Origin of the sequence: Pedobacter sp. G11 (genome assembly GCF_003860265.1) — a bacterium.
Classification (GTDB): domain Bacteria; phylum Bacteroidota; class Bacteroidia; order Sphingobacteriales; family Sphingobacteriaceae; genus Pedobacter; species Pedobacter agri.
The window spans coordinates 1,431,944-1,453,353 of record NZ_CP034190.1 but is presented as its reverse complement, the minus strand read 5'-3'; the positions used below and the strand labels follow the sequence as shown (position 1 = coordinate 1,453,353).

At 38.5% G+C, this 21,410-nt stretch carries 19 protein-coding genes; 9 read left to right on the top strand and 10 right to left on the bottom strand.

The genetic code is table 11. The features are described from left to right. Window positions 1-10: 10 nt before the first annotated feature. From EA772_RS06350 to gltX, 4 genes are all read right to left on the bottom strand, one after another. On the bottom strand, window positions 11-3,592 hold the full coding sequence (locus tag EA772_RS06350) for a response regulator (protein ID WP_116168708.1): 3,582 nt from the start codon (window positions 3,590-3,592) through the stop codon (window positions 11-13). Between the two features lie 18 nt (window positions 3,593-3,610). After that, window positions 3,611-4,744 (bottom strand): hybrid sensor histidine kinase/response regulator, encoded by a 1,134-nt coding sequence (locus EA772_RS06345; RefSeq protein WP_124911921.1) that lies wholly within the window; start codon window positions 4,742-4,744, stop codon window positions 3,611-3,613. Between the two features lie 102 nt (window positions 4,745-4,846). Beyond that, window positions 4,847-5,689 carry a neutral zinc metallopeptidase gene (locus EA772_RS06340; protein WP_124911919.1) on the bottom strand — a complete coding sequence of 281 codons (843 nt, stop codon included), beginning with the start codon at window positions 5,687-5,689 and terminating at the stop codon, window positions 4,847-4,849. Between the two features lie 150 nt (window positions 5,690-5,839). Further along, window positions 5,840-7,345, bottom strand: coding sequence for a glutamate--tRNA ligase (gene gltX, locus EA772_RS06335; RefSeq protein WP_124911917.1), 1,506 nt, complete (start codon window positions 7,343-7,345; stop codon window positions 5,840-5,842). 224 nt (window positions 7,346-7,569) lie between these two features. Here gltX and EA772_RS06330 point away from each other — a divergent pair, with 224 nt between their 5' ends. Genes EA772_RS06330 through EA772_RS06320 form a run of 3 tightly spaced genes read left to right on the top strand, consistent with a single transcriptional unit; the run spans window position 7,570 to window position 9,680 of the window. Continuing rightward, on the top strand, window positions 7,570-8,775 hold the full coding sequence (locus EA772_RS06330; RefSeq protein WP_116168712.1) for a HAMP domain-containing sensor histidine kinase: 1,206 nt from the start codon (window positions 7,570-7,572) through the stop codon (window positions 8,773-8,775). Continuing rightward, complete coding sequence (locus EA772_RS06325) at window positions 8,756-9,265, top strand: DinB family protein (RefSeq protein ID WP_124911915.1); 510 nt, start codon at window positions 8,756-8,758, stop codon at window positions 9,263-9,265. Before EA772_RS06330 ends, EA772_RS06325 begins: the two co-directional genes overlap by 20 nt. Then, window positions 9,255-9,680 carry a hotdog fold thioesterase gene (locus EA772_RS06320; RefSeq protein ID WP_124911913.1) on the top strand — a complete coding sequence of 142 codons (426 nt, stop codon included), beginning with the start codon at window positions 9,255-9,257 and terminating at the stop codon, window positions 9,678-9,680. The genes EA772_RS06325 and EA772_RS06320 overlap by 11 nt, the downstream gene beginning before the upstream one ends. Before the next feature lie 118 nt (window positions 9,681-9,798). Here the strand turns inward: EA772_RS06320 and EA772_RS06315 are convergent, their stop codons facing one another. Further along, the gene (locus EA772_RS06315) at window positions 9,799-10,164 is read right to left on the bottom strand and encodes a DUF6249 domain-containing protein (RefSeq protein WP_116168714.1); all 366 of its coding nucleotides are present in this window, start codon (window positions 10,162-10,164) and stop codon (window positions 9,799-9,801) included. A gap of 132 nt (window positions 10,165-10,296) precedes the next feature. Here EA772_RS06315 and EA772_RS06310 point away from each other — a divergent pair, with 132 nt between their 5' ends. The 4 genes from EA772_RS06310 to EA772_RS06295 all read left to right on the top strand — a co-directional run bounded on the left by EA772_RS06310 (window position 10,297) and on the right by EA772_RS06295 (window position 12,532). Then, complete coding sequence (locus tag EA772_RS06310) at window positions 10,297-10,863, top strand: Crp/Fnr family transcriptional regulator (protein WP_124911911.1); 567 nt, start codon at window positions 10,297-10,299, stop codon at window positions 10,861-10,863. Between the two features lie 69 nt (window positions 10,864-10,932). Further along, a complete protein-coding gene (locus tag EA772_RS06305; protein WP_124911909.1) occupies window positions 10,933-11,253 on the top strand; it encodes a multidrug efflux SMR transporter in 321 nt (106 codons plus the stop codon). A 221-nt stretch (window positions 11,254-11,474) separates the two neighbouring features. Next, window positions 11,475-12,056: an RNA polymerase sigma factor gene (locus tag EA772_RS06300; protein WP_124911907.1), complete on the top strand. Its 582-nt coding sequence runs from the start codon at window positions 11,475-11,477 to the stop codon at window positions 12,054-12,056. After that, window positions 12,053-12,532: a hypothetical protein gene (locus tag EA772_RS06295; RefSeq protein ID WP_124911905.1), complete on the top strand. Its 480-nt coding sequence runs from the start codon at window positions 12,053-12,055 to the stop codon at window positions 12,530-12,532. Before EA772_RS06300 ends, EA772_RS06295 begins: the two co-directional genes overlap by 4 nt. Before the next feature lie 314 nt (window positions 12,533-12,846). Here EA772_RS06295 and EA772_RS06290 read toward each other — a convergent pair whose 3' ends face one another. The 5 genes from EA772_RS06290 to EA772_RS06270 form a co-directional block, all read right to left on the bottom strand. After that, window positions 12,847-13,038, bottom strand: a complete 192-nt coding sequence (locus EA772_RS06290; RefSeq protein ID WP_010599196.1) for a cold-shock protein — start codon at window positions 13,036-13,038, stop codon at window positions 12,847-12,849. Between the two features lie 104 nt (window positions 13,039-13,142). Then, window positions 13,143-14,069: a hypothetical protein gene (locus tag EA772_RS06285; protein WP_010599195.1), complete on the bottom strand. Its 927-nt coding sequence runs from the start codon at window positions 14,067-14,069 to the stop codon at window positions 13,143-13,145. Window positions 14,070-14,085: 16 nt separating this feature from the next. Continuing rightward, the gene (locus tag EA772_RS06280) at window positions 14,086-14,952 is read right to left on the bottom strand and encodes a phosphodiester glycosidase family protein (RefSeq protein ID WP_124911903.1); all 867 of its coding nucleotides are present in this window, start codon (window positions 14,950-14,952) and stop codon (window positions 14,086-14,088) included. 143 nt (window positions 14,953-15,095) lie between these two features. Then, a complete protein-coding gene (locus tag EA772_RS06275) occupies window positions 15,096-17,609 on the bottom strand; it encodes a zinc-dependent metalloprotease (RefSeq protein WP_124911901.1) in 2,514 nt (837 codons plus the stop codon). Between the two features lie 94 nt (window positions 17,610-17,703). Further along, the gene (locus tag EA772_RS06270) at window positions 17,704-18,951 is read right to left on the bottom strand and encodes a pepsin/retropepsin-like aspartic protease family protein (protein ID WP_124911899.1); all 1,248 of its coding nucleotides are present in this window, start codon (window positions 18,949-18,951) and stop codon (window positions 17,704-17,706) included. Window positions 18,952-19,002: 51 nt separating this feature from the next. Here EA772_RS06270 and EA772_RS06265 point away from each other — a divergent pair, with 51 nt between their 5' ends. Continuing rightward, complete coding sequence (locus EA772_RS06265; RefSeq protein ID WP_124911897.1) at window positions 19,003-20,331, top strand: D-alanyl-D-alanine carboxypeptidase; 1,329 nt, start codon at window positions 19,003-19,005, stop codon at window positions 20,329-20,331. Between the two features lie 50 nt (window positions 20,332-20,381). Next, the gene (locus EA772_RS06260) at window positions 20,382-21,407 is read left to right on the top strand and encodes a glycosyl hydrolase family 18 protein (protein WP_124911895.1); all 1,026 of its coding nucleotides are present in this window, start codon (window positions 20,382-20,384) and stop codon (window positions 21,405-21,407) included. The last annotated feature ends 3 nt before the right edge of the window (window positions 21,408-21,410 follow it).

Sequence of the window (21,410 nt, the reverse complement as noted above, 5' to 3'; positions counted from 1 at the left end):
TTTAAATGGTTTAAGCTTTGTAATGATTTTCGTACAACCAAACACGCAACAATGAAACGAGCTGATCCATATCAACCGGTTTGCTGATATAATCAGAAGCGCCGGCAGCAATACATTTCTCCCGGTCGCCCATCATCGCTTTCGCGGTGACTGCTAAGATAGGCAAATCACGATATTTAACATCCTGCCTGATGGCCGTTGTCGTTTCGTAACCATCCAACTCAGGCATCATCATGTCCATTAAAACCACATCTACCTGTGGGTTTTCATTTAACAGTTTCAGGGCTTCCTTACCATCGGTAGCGGCAAGTACTTTCATTTGGTGTTGCTCGAGCATTTTGGTCAGCGAGAAGATATTTCGAACATCATCATCAGCAACCAAAACAGTTTTGTTCTTCAAAACATCCTGAAGCTCAGAAAATCCTTTTGGCGCTTTGGTCTTTTCTCGGCTTTTCTCCTCCACAAGATGTAAAAACAACCCGGCTTCATCTAAAATACGTTGATAGGAATGTGCTGTTTTTACCACAATCGAATCTGCATATTGCTTGATCCTGTTCTCCTCCCCTTTCGAAAGATTTTTACCCGTAAAAATAATAATAGGTAAATTCTCTAAACCCGGAGTTTTCTTCACCACCTCTAATGTTTCGTAAGCATGCTTGTCTGGAATTCCCATGTCAAGAATAACACAGTTTACATCTGGTTTGTGCAAAGCAGAAACGCCTTCATTTACCTGGTTTACAATTTCGGTTTGAATGTTGAAGTTGCTCAGAAAATAACTTAATGCCTTGGCATGCTGTTCGTTTTCCTCCACAATCAGCACCTTTTTCGGATGTCTGCTTAAGGCATGTTCAAGCTTAGAAAAAATTTCCTGCATGTGCTCAAAAGCAAATGGTTTATTAATAAAATCTACCGCTCCTTTAAGCAAACTTTCTTTTTTAACCTGTAATGATGACATGATGTGGACCGGAATTGGCCTTGTTGCAGGATCAGATTTCAGTTCTTCCATTACCTGCCATCCATCTTTAATTGGCAACTGGATATCTAATAAAATTGCCAAAGGTTTGTAGGCTTTTGCCATTTCAATACCAACATCACCTCTAACGGCAACCAAACCTTTATAGCTGCGTTTTCTTGTAAAATCAAGCAAGGTTTTCGCGAAAGGGGTATCGTCTTCTACAATCAGAATTACTTTATCATCGGGCTGAATATTATCGCGGTCATCTTCAATTTCCTGCGGAATGTTGCTCACCGTTAAATGACTTATTTTAAGAGGTTCAACTGCTACCGGGGCGGGTTTTTCTACCTGACCTTTCACATCATCAAAACCTTTATTTTTATCAATCGGCAGTGTTAAAATGAATATGCTGCCTTCATTTTCTTTACTCTTTAAATCGATGTAACCCCCTAAGAGTTTTGCAAGCTCCCTACTAATGGATAAACCTAGTCCTGTTCCTCCAAATTTACGGCGGGTTGATCCATCTGCCTGTTGAAAAGCTTCGAACACCATCCCCTGTTTTTCTGGCGCTATACCTACACCGGTGTCGGTAACTTTAAATACCAGGGCATTCAGCTTTTCATTCTTTTCGATATTTAACTTCACTGATCCCGCTGAGGTAAATTTAATCGCATTGGATAACAGGTTTTTCAGGATCTGCTCCAAACGCATTTTATCCGTATGGAAATATTCCGGCACATCGTCGGCTTTATCGATAACTAGTGCCAAAGCCTTCTCATTAGCCAAAGGATTAAATAAAGAGCGCATGTTTGAGGCAATATCATCTACCTTAACATTCGATCGGTCGAGCTCCATTTTACCAGCTTCGATTTTTGATAAGTCCAGAATCTCATCAATTAAACTCAATAGACCTTGACCCGAACTTTGAATTACTTCAGCATATTCCTGGTGTTCTCGATCCATGGCTTCGTTTTCAGCCATCAACCTTGATAATAATAAGATAGAATTTAATGGTGTACGCAACTCATGAGACATGTTTGCCAAAAACTCTGATTTGTATCTTGTACTTAACTCTAAAGCTTCTGCTTTCTGCTGAATTTCGATATTGCGTTCTTCAATCAACTCATTTTTCTCTTCCAGTAAACTGCTTCTTTCTTCCAGTTCCTGGTTGCTTTGAAGCAACTCTTCCTGCTGCACCCTCAATTCTTCTTCCGAAGCCTGAAGCTTTTGCGCCTGCGCCTCCAGTTCAGCATTCATGCCTTCTAATTCAGAATGCTGCACTTGCAGTTCTTCAGATTGTGCCTGCGTTTCCTCCAGCAATTGTTGTAGTTTCTGCCTGTTTTGAGCACCCAATAATGCAGTGCCTACATCGGATAGCACTAAGTTTAAGAAATGCATTTGTAAATCGGTAAATGCGGTAATCGTACCTATTTCCAAACCTCCAATTGAAATTCCGTTTCTGATGATTGGCAAAACCAATAACTGTGCAGGCTTTATGTTTCCTGTTGCGTGTGTGATGGTCAATTCACTTTGAGGAACATCTTCCAATAAAATATTTTTACCGGTTTTTACCGCCTGGCCAATCAATCCCTGACCAAGTTCAATTACAGGGAGAAGATTTTGTCCTTCCAATGCATACTTTCCTTTCAAATGAAGGTAACCATCGTCTTTAAATAAATAAATGGCTCCAATCTGGCTTTTGGTATAGGTAACCAAAAAGTCGATGATATCATCAGCTAAATGAAAAACATCTTTTTCTCCAACCATTTTTACATTTAAGTTGGCCACCCCGGTTTGTAACCATTCATTTTCTGCCAAGGTATCGAACGATTTCTTTAACGAAAACGACATCGTATTTAAAGATTCTGACAGTTCACCAATATCGTCCTGGCTTTGACTATCTAGTTTTACGCCATAATTTCCATTTGATATTTGATAGGCAATTTCTTTAATCGCTGCAATACGTTTTTCCATTTCGTATTTTTTGCTTTCGATTTCTTCCTGCAATTTCACACGCTCATCAAAATCTATTGATACCTTTCTATAAAAAAACAGCGTAATCAAAATGGCCAAAGCAGCCGCGATCAATATCAGTATTGGTGTGTAAGCGGTAAGTTTATTAAGCTCTGCGGTTCTCCACTCCAGCAAACGTTTTTCTTCCTTCACCAAAGCATTTACGGTTTCTCTTGCTTCGTCCATATAAACCTTGCCCTGAAACAAAACCGTAGGATCTACTGCGCCACCAAGTTCTTTGATTTCAATGGTCGATTTGATAATGCCCATCCTTTTAGTGAGGATGTTACGAAGTGCGGCCACATTTTTCTGCTGCACAGGATTATCCTTGGTAGCTACTTCAACTTTTTTTAAGATAGCCGCTGCCGAATCACTCGCTCCATAATATGGTGAAAGGAAAACCTTATTTCCGGTTAATAAAAAACCCCGCTGCCCGGTTTCAGCATCTTTTAAATAAGAAATAATATTTTCGGAATCTAAGATAACCTGATCGCTATGTTTTACCAGTTCTGTGCTTTTAATCAGGTTACTAATACTTACATAAGAAGCCAGCGAGCTGATAAAAAGAATAATAAGCGACAAGCCCAGGCCTAAACGTAAATTATTTTTAAGAGTAGTTTTCATTCTATATTTTGGAGATGACTAAAGTTGATTTTGCAGGATTTCTTCTTCGGTGGTGGGGACAATGAAATAAAATTCTGAGCCTTCATCAGGAACGCTATTTACACCAATTGTACCGCCATGACGTTTGATAATTTCTGCACAGATGTAAAGGCCAATACCTAAACCATTAAAGCGATGGCTGTTTTCTTCCACCCGATAAAATTTGTCGAATATTTTATCTTGCTGCTCAGCAGAAATGCCTATACCAAAATCTTTTACGGCAAGATAGAGTTTCCCATCACGGATATTGATGGTTACATTAACCTGGTTGGTGCCAGGAGCATATTTTATAGCATTGGTAATAAAGTTGATCACCACCTGTTCCAATCGCATTTCATCACCAAAAATATGCTCATTGGTGGTACCTATTTTATTAATTCTGAAATCGGGATTAGATTGTTGCAGCATTTCAATCGCATTGTTAACCATACTATCGGCGCAAAAATGCTGCATATTGAATTTCATTTTTCCACTTTCGATCTTTGAAATATCCAGCAGATCAACAATTAATTCATTTAACTTTTCGAGCTGAACACTGGCCTTTTCCAGATGGTTTTGAGCCATTTCCTTATTATCCCTGCTCAAACTGCGTTGTAGCAACTGTATATAACCCTTTACACTTGTTAAAGGTGTTTTAAGCTCATGACTGGCAATACTGATGAACTCATCTTTTTTGTGCTCAGCCTGTTTTCTAAATTCAATTTCCTCCAGCAGCTTTTCCTGGACCTCATTCAGTTTTCTGCTTTGCTCGTATATGCGGTAAAAAGTTTTGATTTTTAGAAGCAGGACATTAATGTCAACCGGTTTAGTAATATAATCTAAGCCCCCACTCAAATATCCTTTCGTGATAAATTTCAGCTCGGTATTTACAGCAGATAAGAAAATAATGGCAGTATCTTTAGCTTTACTGAAACCGGAGATGGCTTCGGCTACTTCAAAACCATCCATATCAGGCATCTGCACATCTAAAATGATCAGCACATAGTTATTTTTTAAAACTTTTTTTAGTGCTTCCTCTCCAGATGATGCTGTTTCAACCTCAAAATTATGTGCTTGTAAAACTTTCTGTAATGAAATAAGGTTTTCGGGTCGGTCATCAACTATCAGGATCATTTTTATTATACAACTAGGGCGCTTGGATAATTATGTTTGGTTTGGAGATAAAACTCTCATTAACTAGGTACCAACAATTATGTTTTGAAAATGTTTTAATGTTTACAAATTATTCGAGTTAAACGTATCACCCTGTTTAATATCTCCGGTATCAAATCCTTTTTTAAACCAGTACATGCGTTGCTGAGAAGTTCCATGCGTAAAAGAATCTGGCTGCACATCTCCTGTTGCCTGCTTTTGCAGTTTATCATCACCGATGGCATTGGCCGCAGTTAAAGCTTCTTCAATATCGCCCTCTTCCAGCTTAAAATCTTTTAGGTTTTGTGCGTGATGTGCCCATAAGCCGGCAAAGAAGTCGGCTTGCAACTCTAACTTAACCGATAAGCGATTGTATTCCTTTTCACTTACCTGCCCACGGGCCTGATCTAATTTTTCTGAAATTCCTAATATGTTCTGAACATGGTGACCAACTTCGTGTGCAATTACATAAGCCTGGGCAAAGTCGCCGGCAGCACCAAAACGGTTTTTTAAATCATCATAAAATGATAAATCGATGTAAACTTTATGATCGCCCGGGCAATAAAAAGGGCCAACGTTTGAACTTGCATTGCCACAAGCTGTTTGAACGCCATCTCTAAAGAGTCTTAATTTTGGATGTTCATATTGTTTGCCCATGGCCTGAAATTCTTTGTCCCAAACTTGCTCCGTTGACTCCAAAACACCAGAAACGAAAACCGCTTGCGAATCGTTTGCGGGCACACCTTGCTTGACTTCTTCTGTTCCCTGCGAAGTAGGAAGCTGTCCCACTACACCGGTTAAATCTTTCCCGAAAATTAAACCCAATACTACAACTATAATCCCAATTCCACCACCTAAAATGGTTTTACCTCCGCCCCCGCTTCTGCCATCTTCTACATTGTTACTGCCTTTACCAAACCACTGCATAATTTTAATTTTTTAATTTAATGGATAACCTAAATGTTGGGACAATTGTTAGACTAAATTAGAAATTATTTCCCGATTTATTCTTTTAGGTTTTGAAGCAATAAAAAAGCCAGAAATTTCTTCCTGGCTTGATTCTATTTGCTTTTCTGATTAACTGTTAAACAAGTTTACAGCTTTCGCTATCCTTGCTTTTGTTTCATCCACGCCTAAAAGTACAGCAATATCAAAAACTCCTGGACCAAACTTGCCGCCAACCAACATAATCCTAAACGGCAGCATTAATTCTCCGGGTTTAAATCCTTTTTCTTCTGCTAATGCTTTGAAATTTATTTCCTCAGCGGCAGCATCAGTCAAAGTTAATTTTTCAGCAAAAGCATTAAAGAAATCTGCTTTTTCAGCGCTCCATTTTGGCTTTACGGAGTTTACATCATATTCAGCAGGCGAAGTGAAAAAGTATCCGCTTTGTGCTACGAAATCCGGCAGCAAAGTGCAGCGGTCTTTAATCAAATCGATTACAGTGTTTAAGAACGTTTCTTTAACTTCAATTCCCGCCTTTTGCAGTTCTATTTTTACGCTTGGGGCTAAACGCTCTGCGCTTTCCGATTTGATCCATTCGTGGTTATACCATTTAGCTTTTTCAAAATCGAACTTTGCTCCGGCTTTACTGATTCTTTCAATGGAGAATTTATCTTCCAGTTCTTTCAATGAGAACAATTCCTGATCGGTTCCATCATTCCAACCTAATAAAGCCAACATGTTAATGAAAGCCTCTGGAAGAAAACCCATTTCTTTGAAACCTTTGGTCACATCACTGGTTTTTGGATCTGTCCAGTTCATGGCGTAAACCGGGAAACCTAAACGATCGCCATCACGTTTGCTTAATTTTCCGTGTCCATCAGGCTTTAAAATTAACGGCAGATGTGCCCATTGCGGCATATCGCTTTCCCAACCTAAATATTTCCACAATAAGATGTGAATAGGTGCTGATGGTAACCATTCTTCGCCGCGGAAAGCATGAGAAATTTCCATAGCCTTATCATCAACCACAACAGCTAAATGATAAGTCGGCATTCCATCCGCTTTCAATAAAACTTTATCGTCAACCAGTGAAGTTTCAAAACTTACATCGCCACGGATTAAGTCGTTGAAATGAACAATTTCATCTTCAGGAACTTTTATCCTTACCACATGCGGCGTTTTAGCAGCCAAAAGCTCTTCTACCTCACTCAAAGTAAGCGTTAAAGAGTTGCGCATTTGCATACGTGTGGCCTGCCCGTACTGAAAATTTGGAATTTCTTTACGTTTTGCTTCCAACTCTTCCGGGGTATCAAAGGCATAATAAGCGTAACCATCACTAATCAGTTGTTCTGCAAATTTGCCATAACTCGGTTTGCGTTCGCTCTGGCGGTAAGGTCCGTAGGCGCCAGGCTTGTTCGGACTTTCATCCGGCGCAATGCCGCACCAGTTTAAACAATCTACAATATATTGCTCTGCACCTTCTACAAAACGGTTTTGATCGGTATCTTCTACACGCAACACAAAAGTTCCGTTATTTTTTTTGGCGAACAAATAATTAAACAACGCCGTACGAACACCGCCTAAATGCAGTCCTCCAGTTGGGCTTGGGGCAAATCTTACTCTAACTTTTTTATCCATAATGAAGCAAAGAGCAGGGAGTTTAGGGCGAAAGCTATGGTGTAATCCATGCCTAAAGCGCTATGCACTATGCTCAGCACAAAGATATGTTTTTCATTTATTTTATACTGTTTTCATCTGTTATGAAGCAATTACGGTTGAAATGACTTATTTAATGGTTTGTTAAAAATCATAATGGTTTTCTTTTTTTATCGTTTTGTTATTGTAATTTGCCTACCTAAAGCATGAACCCTTATCAAAAGAAGCGCCGCTGGAAGTTTTTCCTACTAATATTTGCGATCCTAATCGGCATAGCATCAGTTTTTTACACGGATACCTTTGTGAAAAAAATGGAACGGGAAGAGGCGAATCAATTCCAATTATGGGTAAAAGTGCAGGAACGTTCTATGCTTTTGATGGACAATGATAATTTTAGGGAAGTAGTTGAAAGTGTTAGAAAAAACACTAAAACCCCGGTTATTGTGGTAGACTCATCTAAAAACATTACGACTTATTTCGGATTAGATTCAACCAAAACAAACTATTCAACAGATACCGCATTGGTTTTTGACAGTTTATATTTTGTTCATGAACTTAGGCAAATGAAATCTCAACATCGACCTTTAACGATGAATATTCTTGGTACAAATTACCTTGCCTATTATAAAGATTCGTTTATCCTTACCCAGCTTAGATATTTCCCATACATTCAAATGGGCGTAATTTTTCTTTTCCTTTTAACCGCTTATACCGCTTTCAGTTCGGCCCGGAGGGATGAACAAGATCATGTTTGGGTGGGCTTAGCGAAAGAAACCGCACATCAACTCGGCACTCCAATATCTTCGCTCATGGCCTGGACAGAGCTGATGAAATCAAAATTTGATGCAGAGGACGATCCATTAATCGCCGAAATGGAAAATGATATAAAACGTTTGGAAATTATTACTGATCGTTTCTCTAAAATTGGCTCCAAACCTATCCTGGAAGACCATACGGTTTATATTGTAATCAGCGATTTTATCAGGTATTTCAAGGTGCGTACCTCAGATAAAGTGAAGTTCAGCATTACGGGTGATGAGCAGGTTCGGGCCTTACTAAACGTACCTTTATTTGATTGGGTGATTGAAAACCTGTTAAAAAACGCAGCCAATGCCATCGAAAATGAAGGGTCTATTTCGGTAAATATCATTGAAAATTTAGCAAAAGAACAGGTATTTATTGATGTAACCGATAGTGGAAAAGGAATTCCAAGATCGAAATTTGATGCGGTATTTCAGCCAGGCTATACGACTCGAAAACGTGGCTGGGGTTTGGGTTTATCTTTAACCAAACGAATTGTAGAAAACTATCACAGCGGTGAAATTTTCGTAAAAGAATCAGAACTTGGCAAAGGAACAACCTTCAGAATCATTTTAAAAAGCAGTTTAAGATATGAACCGACCACAACCTAACGAGTATCCGGCTTGGGCCGAAACCTACATCAGCAAAGTTAATGGCGACATTATAGAAGTTTTGGAAGAACAGGTTTTCAGCATTCCGGCGCTTTTCGAATTGAACAAAGACAAAGAAAACTTTGCTTACGCAGAAGGCAAATGGACGCTGAAAGAAATGCTGGGGCACATTATAGATTGTGAACGAATTTTTGTTTACCGGATGACAGCGTTTGCGAGAAATGAAGCGCAGCATTTGCCGGGTTTTGATGAAGATGAGTATGTATTAAATGCTCGTTTCAGTGAGCGAAATTATGAAGATATGATTGAGGAGTTTTCGGCGTTGCGAAAAGCCAATCTTTACTTTTTTAAAAGTTTGAATGAAGCAGAATTAGCAAGAAAAGGTGTCGCTTCAGAACGGGAGATCAATGTGAAGTCTATCTTATTTATTGCTGCAGGGCACATTATTCATCACGTAGGTGTATTAAAAGAACGTTATCATGTGGTTTAAAGATTTTACCATTGAAGATTTGAATGGACGGCCGAAAAACCATATCGGTGCTTTGCTGGATATCCAGTTTACCGAAATCGGCGACAGTTTTATAACCGGCACCATGCCCGTTGATGAACGTACGCATCAGCCTGCAGGTATTTTGCATGGCGGCGCTTCTGTGGTTTTAGCCGAAACTTTAGGCAGCATTGCATCTTATATGCTTATTGATCCGGAAAAATATGTTGCCGTTGGATTAGAAGTAAATGCTAACCATTTGCGACCTGTGAAAAGCGGCTTGGTTAAAGGTGTTTGTACACCAATTCATATTGGTGCCAAAACGCATATCTGGGATATCAAAATTTATAATGATCGCGGCAAGATGAGTTGCATCAGCAGGTTAACAGTAGCGGTAATTAACAAACCAACATCATAAAAAATATCCTTTCTCCTGCGCTAATTGCGGATGAGTGCAATAACAGCATTACGATTAAATTGTAAAAACGATCAGTATTGCTCACGCTCATTTCCAACGAGCATGAGCAATAACCGCACTATTTTAGGGTTTCACGATCTAGCCACTTCTTTTCGATTACATAGGAAACAATTAAACCTAAGCCTCCGAAGATGCCGATGCATCCGAAATAAATGGCTACAGATTGGCTTTCTTCTGTATGGTTCATGTCGCTGCCAAATAAGCCTCTTACCGTAAATAGCGCAACCAACAAGCCCAAACCAAAACCAACTAAAAGTAATCCGAATTTTAAACTTAGAAATGGTTTGGGTGTAGATTTGCTTAATCCCGGATCGATTCCTCTCTCGATCATAGCCATTTTTTCTTTATTCGATAAATAGCGGATTCCAAATACCATTGCGAATGCACCTAAAAAAAGTGAGATTGGAACTAATATACCTTGCATGATGTTAATATTTTAAATGTGAATTTTGTTTTCTGTGTATTGAACCGTGTTCTGTGTATTATGACTACATGGTTTTTAATCAGGTTACAGGCTTGCTAAAAAAATTTATAGCTTTATTCCATAAACATCGCTTTGCAGGAGAAATTAAAAAATATCGAAATATTTAGTTCGCTAAACAATGATGCTTTAAGCTTATTGGCTAGGCATTGCAAGTTGGTTAACCATAGAAAAGGTACTGTTTTGATACACGCCGAAAAGGTTGAGCCTTATTTCTATATTTTAGAAAGCGGGATTGCAAGGGCCTATTCTGATGGAGAAAATCAACAAATTACTTTCTGGTTTGGACAGGCAGGTGATGTTTTACTATCTTATAACAGTTATATCAATAATAAACCTGGATATGAAAACATTGAGCTTTTAGAAGATTCATCATTGTTCAGGATTAAACTGCTTGACCTATTTAAGTTATACAACCAGCATTTAGCCCTGGCAAACTGGGGCAGAAAAATTGCCGAGCGGGAGCTAATAGCTACAGAAAGGCGGCTAATTGACCGATCGTTCAAGGATGCAACGCAGCGATATCGGGAATTTGGGAACCAGGAACCTGAATTAATTAAAAGAGTTGCGCTGAAACATATTGCTTCCTACTTAGGTGTTACGCAAGTTACTTTAAGCAGAATCAGGGCAAGTGATAAATAAGTTCATTTTTTAACATTTGTAAAATGTAGCACAAATCAATGGTAATACCTTTGTGCAAACATTTTTACTATGAACTGGATTATTCTGATCATCGCCGGGCTTTTTGAAGTTGGCTTTACCACTTGCCTCAAACTATCAAACAATTTCTCCAATATCAAATGGAGTATGGCATTTTTTATATGTATTATTTTGAGTTTTTTACTGCTGAATAAAGCTACCCAAACCTTGCCAATGGGTACCGCTTACGCCGTATGGACGGGTATTGGCGCTGTGGGGACGGTAATTATTGGTATTGCATATTTTAATGAGCCTGCTACCTTTTGGCGAATATTTTTCATCTGCACTTTAATTGGATCAATTGCTGGTTTGAAGTTTTTCGCCTCGCATTAGTGGGGTAAATGTTGCGGGTTACATGGCTAGGGCAATTAATACTGTTCTGACACCAGCCAGCAACTTTATACTTTTTACTTTAAACTTTTACGTAAGCATCCAAACCCGTAACCCGTAACTTATAACATGTACCTTTGCACAAGCATCCATACCAGTAACCTTCAACTTTTTTAAAGCAACCCTGTAACCTGCCGATCGCTAATGTAGTCTTAGAGGTAAGCATGGAGCAAAAATTTACAGATTTAATGCTGATTCAAAATGTATTGAACGGAGATTCCGCTCAATATGCTTTGTTGGTTAAACGCCACCAGCGATTTGTTTTTACGCTTGCTTTAAGGTTCGCTAAAAATAGAGAAGATGCCGAAGAAATTGCTCAGGATTGCTTCATTAAGGCCTACAAAGCTTTAGGAACTTTTAAACAGACTGCAAAATTTAGCACCTGGCTGTATACCATTACTTATACTACAGCGATGACTTTTCTACGTAGAAAACGATTAGAAACATCATCCATTAATGATGAAGAAACATTTTTACAACTGGAAAATCATACCTCAAGTTTTAATGCGAATGGTTACGAAAGGCAAGACAGCCACAAATATTTAAATCAGGCTATTCAAATGCTCATGCCTGACGATGCCACCATCATCACGCTATTTTATCAAGGCGAACAGAGTTTGGAAGAAATAGGTGAAATGCTCAACGTGGAGCCAAATACCATCAAAGTGAAACTACACAGGGCAAGGCACAGGCTTAAAGAAAAATTACAATATTTGTTACAAGATGAAGTAAAGGAGTTACTATGAACACAATAGAACAACAGCTTTGGGATTACATCGACGGGAATTTAGGCGCAACCGAAGTAAGAGCCATTGAAGAGAAAATTCATTCAGATGCCGAAGTTAAATTTCAGTATGAAGCATTCTTAAGTTTAAATTTAGCTTTTGACAAGATAGAATTGGATGAACCTTCGATGTCGTTTACCAGAAATGTGATGGAAAGTGTAGCATTGGAGCCTGCTCCAGTTGCCATGAAAACGAAAGTTAACACCAATATTATTTATGGGATTGGTGGCTTTTTTATCATGTCTTTAGTAGCGCTTTTTGGTTATGCACTTTTCAATGCTGATATCAAATTTTCTGATCTTGATTTTAAAATAAATGCCAATTTTAACCTAAATAAATACATGACGCCAACCATGCTTTACAGTTTCTTATTTGCTGATTTAGTTTTAGGGTTGGTTTTTTTAGATTATTTGTTGAGGAAAAAAACGGTGCACTAGTACTTACAAAAAGATTATCAATAGATTTCTACAGCTAGAAAATCTTAACTTAAACTTAAATCGCAGTTTTTATTTTCGTCATTGCGAATCAATTTATTATCGATTGAGTCAATCTCATCCGAAGAAATAGATTGCTAAGCGGTCGTGAAATTCCATCGCAATGGCGAAAACCCCAAGCCATCAACTAGATTCGATTTTGCTTCATAAATTGAAACTCAGAAGAATGGTGGGGCTCCATATTATATTCAGGGATTTTCAAAAACAAAAAAGCCCCGATTTATGCAATCAGGGCTTCAGTGTAAATATGATAATAATTAGATTACTTTCACATTAACGGCGTTTAAGCCTTTTTTACCGTTAGCAACTTCGTACTGTACTTTGTCGTTTTCACGGATTTCGTCGATAAGACCTGTTGAATGAACAAAAATTTCGCTATCGCCATTCGCAGGGATGATAAAGCCAAAACCTTTAGTTACATTGAAGAATTTTACTGTGCCTTCTTGCATTGTATTAAATATTAAAATTAAGTCTGCAAGGTAAGTTTTAATTTTTAAAATCAAAATAAATTTTAACATTTTTTTAACGTTAAAACTTTGTAAACAGCAGATTACTAAGGCTTTTTAATTGCCTTACCCACAATCATCACTGTAATTTCGCTGTTATGAGGAATGCCTAGTGTGGTTCCGGGAGCTACGTCAAACAGATTTCTAATGTAGATATCTGCCACGCCCTGCATCATCTTTTTCTTGCCTTCAGCAGTTTCCGGAAGTACTCCATTTACGCTTAAAATTTTAATATTTCCGGTATAATCTACCACCGCCAGGCATTCATAAGCAAAATCTTTATATGCCCGCTCAATTTCTATTCGGTATCGGGGGAAAATATAATCGTAAGCCGAAGTACGTTTAGTCAATTTATCTGCACTGCTAAATTTCTTAACCTTTACAATCTTACTTTTTGGCAGGAACTGAACCGGTTCTGTAGCAGCAAAAGCGGTGGTATCGGTACGGTTCACTTCAGCAACTCGTTTTTCGATATACGCGGTATCGGCCTTTGTAGGATGCTGCAAAATTTCGGCTGTTGTTTTGAGTTTATTTTTGATATAATGCTGAGCGTAGAAAGTCATGTTCACATCGGAGCGGATATCATCAGCAATCACTCTTCCATCTACCTGAATGCGTTGAAAAACCAAACTGTCTTTACTGATGTGTTTAACCTTAAAAAATTCTTCTGCAAAGTTGTACACATTTCCATGATCGTATTGAAGGTAAAAATTCTGCATGCGCTGCTTCTGTGGACTCCAGGCAGACATCGTATCTTCAGAAACCACCTCAATAATCCATGATGGTTTTTGCATAAAACCCTGCTCGTTAAAAGATAACCCGTTACTAAAACGGCGTTTTACTTCTTCATAACGAATCCCTTTTACGGGCTCAAATTGAAAATCTCTCTGTGTAGCATCGTTTTTTTTATTCTTTGAACTACAGGCAGAAAGCATCAGACTTAAAAAAAAGATTTGTATTATATTTTTGATCATCTAGCTGCTAAAATAACTATTTCTTTTTTACCAAAATTACATTGGCAACTTTACGTTGACCCTCGTGGTCCCATTTTTTATTATCAGTTGGATAATTGACTACCCCGCCATTGGGCATTCCGTTTACCCACAAAGTGGTGGAGCCACCGCCATCAAAATTGATACTGGTTGTGCATCCCAGCCATTTCATCAATTTTGTTAACTCGTGTAAACTCATGCCCGCTGAATTTTCATTTCGCCCATCAACAGTTAACAACAAAATTTTCCCGTTAGGTTTTATTCCTAAACAAGTCCGCGGATGACGCAAACGGGTGAACGAAGTGGTATCCAGCAATTCATCGTTTGTGTTGTAAGTTAATAACGGTCCGTTGAGCATGATGTTTTGTTCGCTAAGTTTCGTTTCCCAATCAGTGCTTCCATCCCATTTTTTAACCATGATTTTCCCATTATCGATCACTACCGCAGCCTGTTGATGCCTTGCCCGTTCCCTGTTTTTATCCAGGCGGTTGGTATTGATCACTTTTCCATTTACCCGAACAAAATCAACCGATCCTCCATTTTTTACATCAAAGAAATTACCATTTAAAGCGGCAATCGCGGTATCACGAATACCGAAATTGCTGGTGGTAATCAGTTCTTTTTCTTCAGCGCCCAAAGCAAAAATGGCTCTCCTACCCGTATTTTTTATCTCCAGAAAAGAAATATTCTCATTTGCTGCAAACAAATTTTTCTGATTAAAATGATGGCGGTAAAGTTTCACCTGCTTCGCAATTCTGGTTCTTTCCCATTTAGTTTTAACTACTGTTATCGAATCGATATTTTGTGCGAAACTGATGGAGCTTGTAAATGAAATCAGTGTATAAATAAATATTCGTTTTAACATGGGTTGATGATTTGATCTAAAATTAAAAAAAAACGGAGTAAACCAATGAAAAGGCTTACTCCGTTTTTATTAAATGATGGAATGATAGATTGTTTAAATGATGGAATGTTCTGGTTGATCAGTTTCAACACTTAACTTGAAAACTATTTCTTCGGATCTAAAATGTTTTTGATTCTCACACTCAGATCGTCATAATGCGCTTTCGTAATTGCATCACCTGCAGCAGAGCGAGCTTTCGTTGTAGCAGATAACGCTTTCAATTCAGCTCTTACTAATGGACGGATATCTGATAAGCTCACATTGATTGGCGTCAAACCATAGCTAGCAGCATATTCTGCCGGGAAACCTGGAGGCAATTCTGATTCTGTCGTCATTAGATACCCTAAACGATCTACATAAGCTCTTTGCAGGTTACGTTTGAATGCATCGGCCCTACCTGCCGCAAAAACAGAAGTTTTAATATCCTTGAATAACTCAGGCAATGTATAAGCTTTTGCTGTTCCATTTTTAGCTTCATTATCAAATAAACGGGCAATTCTTGGTGCCGCTAAAAGGTTAACCAAAGTATTGGCCTGCACTGCCTTAATTCTGTTCAAAAGTGTACCGTTATCAAATTTACTTAACTGATCGTTATTGATTAACCAAAGCGGTGTCGTAAACAATTGTTGATTAAAGAACGAAACAGCCTCCCTTTGTTTTGCTTTTGATAAATAACTGTAAACCGGACCTGATTGATCGTAAGTTTTGAAGTTTTCGCTCATACCACCAACATTCGTAAGCACGTGGCCCATGTAACGGTTATACTGACCAACAATTTCAGTATAAATCTCTTTCAAATCGCTATAGTCCTTACCTTTTTGGTAAGTCCATTTTTCTACATTCGGAAGAATACGTTTTAAGTTTGCGATACCATAGTTACTGGCTTTCATGGCATTATCGCCCAAATCTTCACTTTGTAAACGAGGATCCAAAGTAGTTCCCTGGCGGCCATAGAAATAAAGTGGATTACCAGCATTTTTTAAAGTCCATTGGTTTAACACCTCTTTCTCCTGCTCTGCCGTTTTGTTGCCTGGAATCCATGAATAACCCCATTTGATTGACCATTTATCATACTCACCAATTTGTGGGTGAAGTTTTGTTACACCATCACCCGGTTGAGCGATATAATTGAAACGGGCATAATCCATAATTGAAGGTGCCGTTCCGTGGGTATCAGTAAAAGATTTTGAACGCAAAGAATCAACCGGATAAGCATAGCTGGAACCGAAGTTATGTGGCAAACCTAAAGTGTGGCCAATCTCGTGAGAGGAAACGAAACGAATCAATTCGCCCATTTGTGCATCGGTAAATTTAGCTTTACGCACTTCCGGGTTAACGGCCGCAGTTTGTACAAAATACCAGTTGCGCAACAAATTCATCACGTTGTGGTACCAGCCAATGTGTGTTTCTAAAATCTGACCCGTACGTGGATCACTTACATGTGGGCCGTAAGCGTTAGGAATATCAGAAGCAAAATAACGCACTACAGAATATCTTGAATCTTCTACACTAAACTGAGGATCTTCCTGAGGTGTTGGCGCCTGTTTGCCAAAAATAGCATTCTTGAAACCCGCAGCCTGGAACGCCACTTGCCAGTCGTTAATCCCCTGAATTAAAAATGGAACCCATTTTTTCGGCGTAGCCGGATCGATATAAATGATAATCGGTTTTACCGGTTCCACTAATTCGCCTCTCATGTAAGCAGCCGTATCTTTCGGAACTAAATTCCAGCGGTGGATGTATGCCGTACGTTCTGCTTTTTGAGCATCTGTTCCATAATCAATTTGCGATTGACCGAAGTAACCTACGCGGCTATCCATAATTCTCGCTTTTACGGGTGTTTTCGGCAACAATAACATTGAAGTATTAAATTCCAACGTCACTGCACCATTGCTGTTATCAGTAGGCGATTCGGCCGCACGATAAGTTTTTGCTGTTTTAACCTCGATGTTAATTGGAAAAGTCTTTACTGTGTCGATGTAGGAACGTGTTGCATCATACGCAATTACTTTATAAGCCTTGCGGATTTGATCCGTTGCACCAATTGCCATGATATCGCCATTATAGAAATCGGTAACATCGATTACTACGCCGGTTGTATCTTTGTTGTACGCTTTAATTTCGAAACTTGCCAAAATCTGTGCAAGGTTTGAGTTTTGCACTGACTCGAACATATCACTTTTTGGATCTGCCTTGGTTGCATAACTTGGTACACGGATATAAACCTGTTTACCTCTTTTTTCCCATTTCCAAACCTGCTCGTTTAATTCCTCACCACCATATTGTTGATTGCCTACTTTAATACCTACGGGTGCTTTTGCCAAGCGGGTAACCACCAACATTTCGCGGTTAATGATGGAATCTGGAATTTCAAAGTACCACTTATCATCAACTTTATGGGTTTTGAACAAACCGTTTGTAGTTCTTGCTTTGGCGGTAATAACTTCCGAAAATGGTTTAATTCCTTCTTTTTTTGCTGCTGCAGCAGGCGCTGCTGAAGGAGTTGCCGGGGTAGTTGAACCCTTTTTTGATTTTTTTTGTGCGTGTACTGAATCTGTTCCAGCCAAACCAAGCACCATAATACCCGCTAACGCAAGTACCTTAACTTGTTTCTTCATTTATAATGTTTATATGGTTTTTATGATAATAAGAGCCCGAAGTTATAGCCTTGTTACCTTATAAACATTTTGTAACCATAAAATTACCAATCAGTTAAATTCGCTTTTCGAGCCGAACCACTTTAAAAAAAACTTTATTGTCTCTCACCATCTCAAAAATAACGGTTCTATCTGCTTTTGATTTAAACATTTCCGATAAATCATTTAAAGTGTAGGTTTCTATGGGTTTAAAATTTACGCCAATTATTTCATCATAAGGGCATAAACCCGCTTTTTCTGCCGGAGAGCCTTCATCAATTTCGCCAACAATTAACCGTTTATATTTATCCTGATCGAGGTAAATCACCATGCCAATCATATCATATTGGAAAGGCACATTTGCATAACTATTTGGCTTCAGGTACATGAACTTTTCCTGATAGTTTAATTGTACATCAAATTTACGGAGCATTTCGGCTCCCAAATTGCCGTTGCGAAAACTTAAATCGATTTTTTGTGATATAGAATTAAAATCGGGAAATCCTGAAACCACATCTTTAAAGGTATATTTACCTAAATGAAAAGCTTCCACCCGGCCAACATACCCTTTAATCTGTCCGCTTAAGCTCATCCCTAAATTGGCTTTAATTTTTTTTTCCGGAAGCGGAAAAGCTTCGCCCATTAACATTTCCATTGATAGTGCATGGCTGGCGCCGGTATCCATCAACAGCCTTGTGCCTACCTTATTGCCCCCATACATATCTACTTCCACATCTACATAGGGTTTTAAATTTTCAATAATGATCGGAATTTTATCGCCTCTATATTTAATCTTGCTATCTACATCACAAAAAATGATTCTGCTCTCGCTGTAGCGAATATCTACAATAAAACTATTGAAAAAACTATAGCCAATCAGCCCGTAAATTTTAACGCCCAAATGCCCTGACAGATTAAACAAATCTTCTTTTAAAACGGCAGTAGGAATGTAGTTAATTTTTGCACGGCCAATTTGTGCAGAAACATTCTGAGAAACGTAAGCATCAACTACTTCCAAACCAAGCCCTGAAAGTTTAATCTTACGCATTAAACTGAAATTTAATGTATCAATAATGGAAGGATCAGTGATAATCATCGGTCCGACACCGGTATCCAAAACAAAATTGTACGGTCCTTTCTCATTAACGTAAACCGGAATAATAATTAGATTTTTAACACATTTAAACTGGATAGACTGCTTTTGTTTTTTACCTGAAAACCTGAACTCCTGCCCTACCGAATGTAAACCAATTAATAGCAGCCCCACACAAATGGTAATTTTGTGGATACTCAAATGGATAACAAAAGCATATTTGGTTAACATTAAATTAAATTTAATAAATTAGTTGATCATTATCATTTCTAATTCATTAACATGTTCCTTAATAAATTTCAGCTTCCATTCTTTGCCCTTTTCGTTATCGGATTATTCAGTTTATCCGGCTGCTCTACAAATAAGATGATTGCTAAAAAAGTATCGAAAGAATTTAAAAATTCAACGGTGATCAAACAATATCAGGTAGGTTTTGCGCTTTATAACATGGAAGATAAAAAGATGATTTTTGAGAAAGATGCAGAGAAGTATTTCACACCGGCCTCAAACACCAAACTCTATACTTTTTTCGCCAGTTTAAAAATGTTGCCAGAGCAAATGCCAGCTTTAAAATATGTGGAACGTAATGATTCGCTAATTTTTTGGGGAACGGGAGATCCATCGTTTCTACAATTTGCGGTGAAAGATAAATCAGCTTATAATTTCCTCCAGGCATCAAATAAGAAATTGTTTTTTGCCCCCGGCAGATATTCAGGTCCTTTTTTCGGTGATGGCTGGAGCTGGGATGATTACGATTACTATTATCAACCAGAAATTACCGAAATGCCAATTATGGATAACATGGTAACGTCGACCTACCTAGGGCCACGAAAAATTAACATTTCGCCAAAAGTTTTTGAGCACTGTTTTGAAGTTGATTCCAGCAAAACCAAAGGAGGTTTTCAGGTAACAAGAGATTTTTTAACTAACCATTTCAAATATCCATTGGTTGATGTAAAACCTGGCTATAACCAACAAAATCCATATAAAACCAGCATCCAAACCACAGTTGAAGTACTATCTGATACGCTTCATAAATCCGTTGGTGTGGTAAAAATGAAAATTCCTTCTAATGCTAAAACGCTTCCGGGCGCTAAACGCGATTCGGTTTTGAAACACATGATGTTGCCAAGCGATAATTTTATTGCTGAGCATTTGCTATTGGTTTGTTCCGACCAGCTGGGTGATACGTTGAGCACGACCAAAGCCATTCAGCACATCACCAAAACCTATCTTTCATTTTTGCCTGACAAGGTAAAGTGGGCAGATGGTTCGGGTTTATCTCGCCAGAATTTATTTACACCGAGGGATAATATTTACCTTTTGGATTCTATTTACCACCTGGTTAACAACCGCGAGAAATTATTTGACATGTTACCGGCAGGCGGGAAAAGTGGAACCTTAAGAAATGCTTACCCAAAAACTGATCAACCTTTTGTTTATGGTAAAACCGGCTCATTAGGTGGCGTTCACAATCAGAGTGGCTATGTGCTGACCAAAAAAGGCAAAACTTATATTTATTCTTTCATGAATAATAACTTTAACAAACCTACAGCAGAAGTTAGGGCTGAAATGGTTAGAATTATGACTTATATTCACGATAATTTTTAGTAAAAATCCTGTTAGCGATATTATGTAAACCTACTGCAACACCTAATCCTATGAAAAAAATCTACTTTTTGTTCCCCGCGATTTTGGTAATCGGAATTTCTTCCTGTAAAAAAAACGATGGCATCACGGATCCACCTACGCCGGTTGAACCACCGAAACCATATGTAGCAGACAATAGTTTCAAAGTTGTAGCCTACTTTCCGAGCTATCGCGATCCGAATGGCGTTGCCGATGCAAAATTTAAGATGATCACCCATCTGTTTTATGCTTTTCTAAATCCAAATACCGACGGTTCATTGGCTAATTTAGAACAGCCATCCCGCTTTGCGGCTGTAATGCAAAAAGCGAGGACTAATGGTGTTAAAACAGGCATTTCAGTCTCGGGTACACGCAGTATTTTTGTTGAAATGGCGGCATCAGCATCAGCAAGAAAATTATTTATTAAAAATGTGCTGGGCTTCGCCCGAACCAATAATTTAGACGGTGTGGATATGGATTGGGAATATCCTAGTACAGCTGATGGTTCTGCAGACAATTATGTTTTATTGATGAAAGAACTATCTGATTCGCTGCACAAATACAATAAATTTTTAAGTGCCGCCATTACACCGGGGGTATACGCCGGAAGTATTCGTGATGGTTTAAAATCTGAAGTTTTTCCTTCAGTTGATTTTTTTAACATTATGGTTTACGATGGCATTGGCTGGGACAAAGATGAACCAATTCAACATGCTTCTTATAACATGGCAGTTGCCAGCCTAAATTATTGGATAGGTACCCGCGGCATGCCTAAACAGAAAGCTGTATTAGGAATTCCTGCATATGGTAAAAATGCAGCAAATGCATCGAAGGCCTACCGCGATTTTGTTGCAGCAAATGCCGATGTGAATCTGGATTATGCTACCATTGATGGCGTTCAATATTATTTTAATGGCATTTTAACCACGAAGAAAAAAGCTAAACTTGCAAAAGAAACGGCCAATGGAATCATGTTCTGGGAATTTTACCACGATGATAATGGCAGCAAATCAATCATCAGGGCGGCAAATGACGAGCTGGGCAGAAATTACAACTAACAA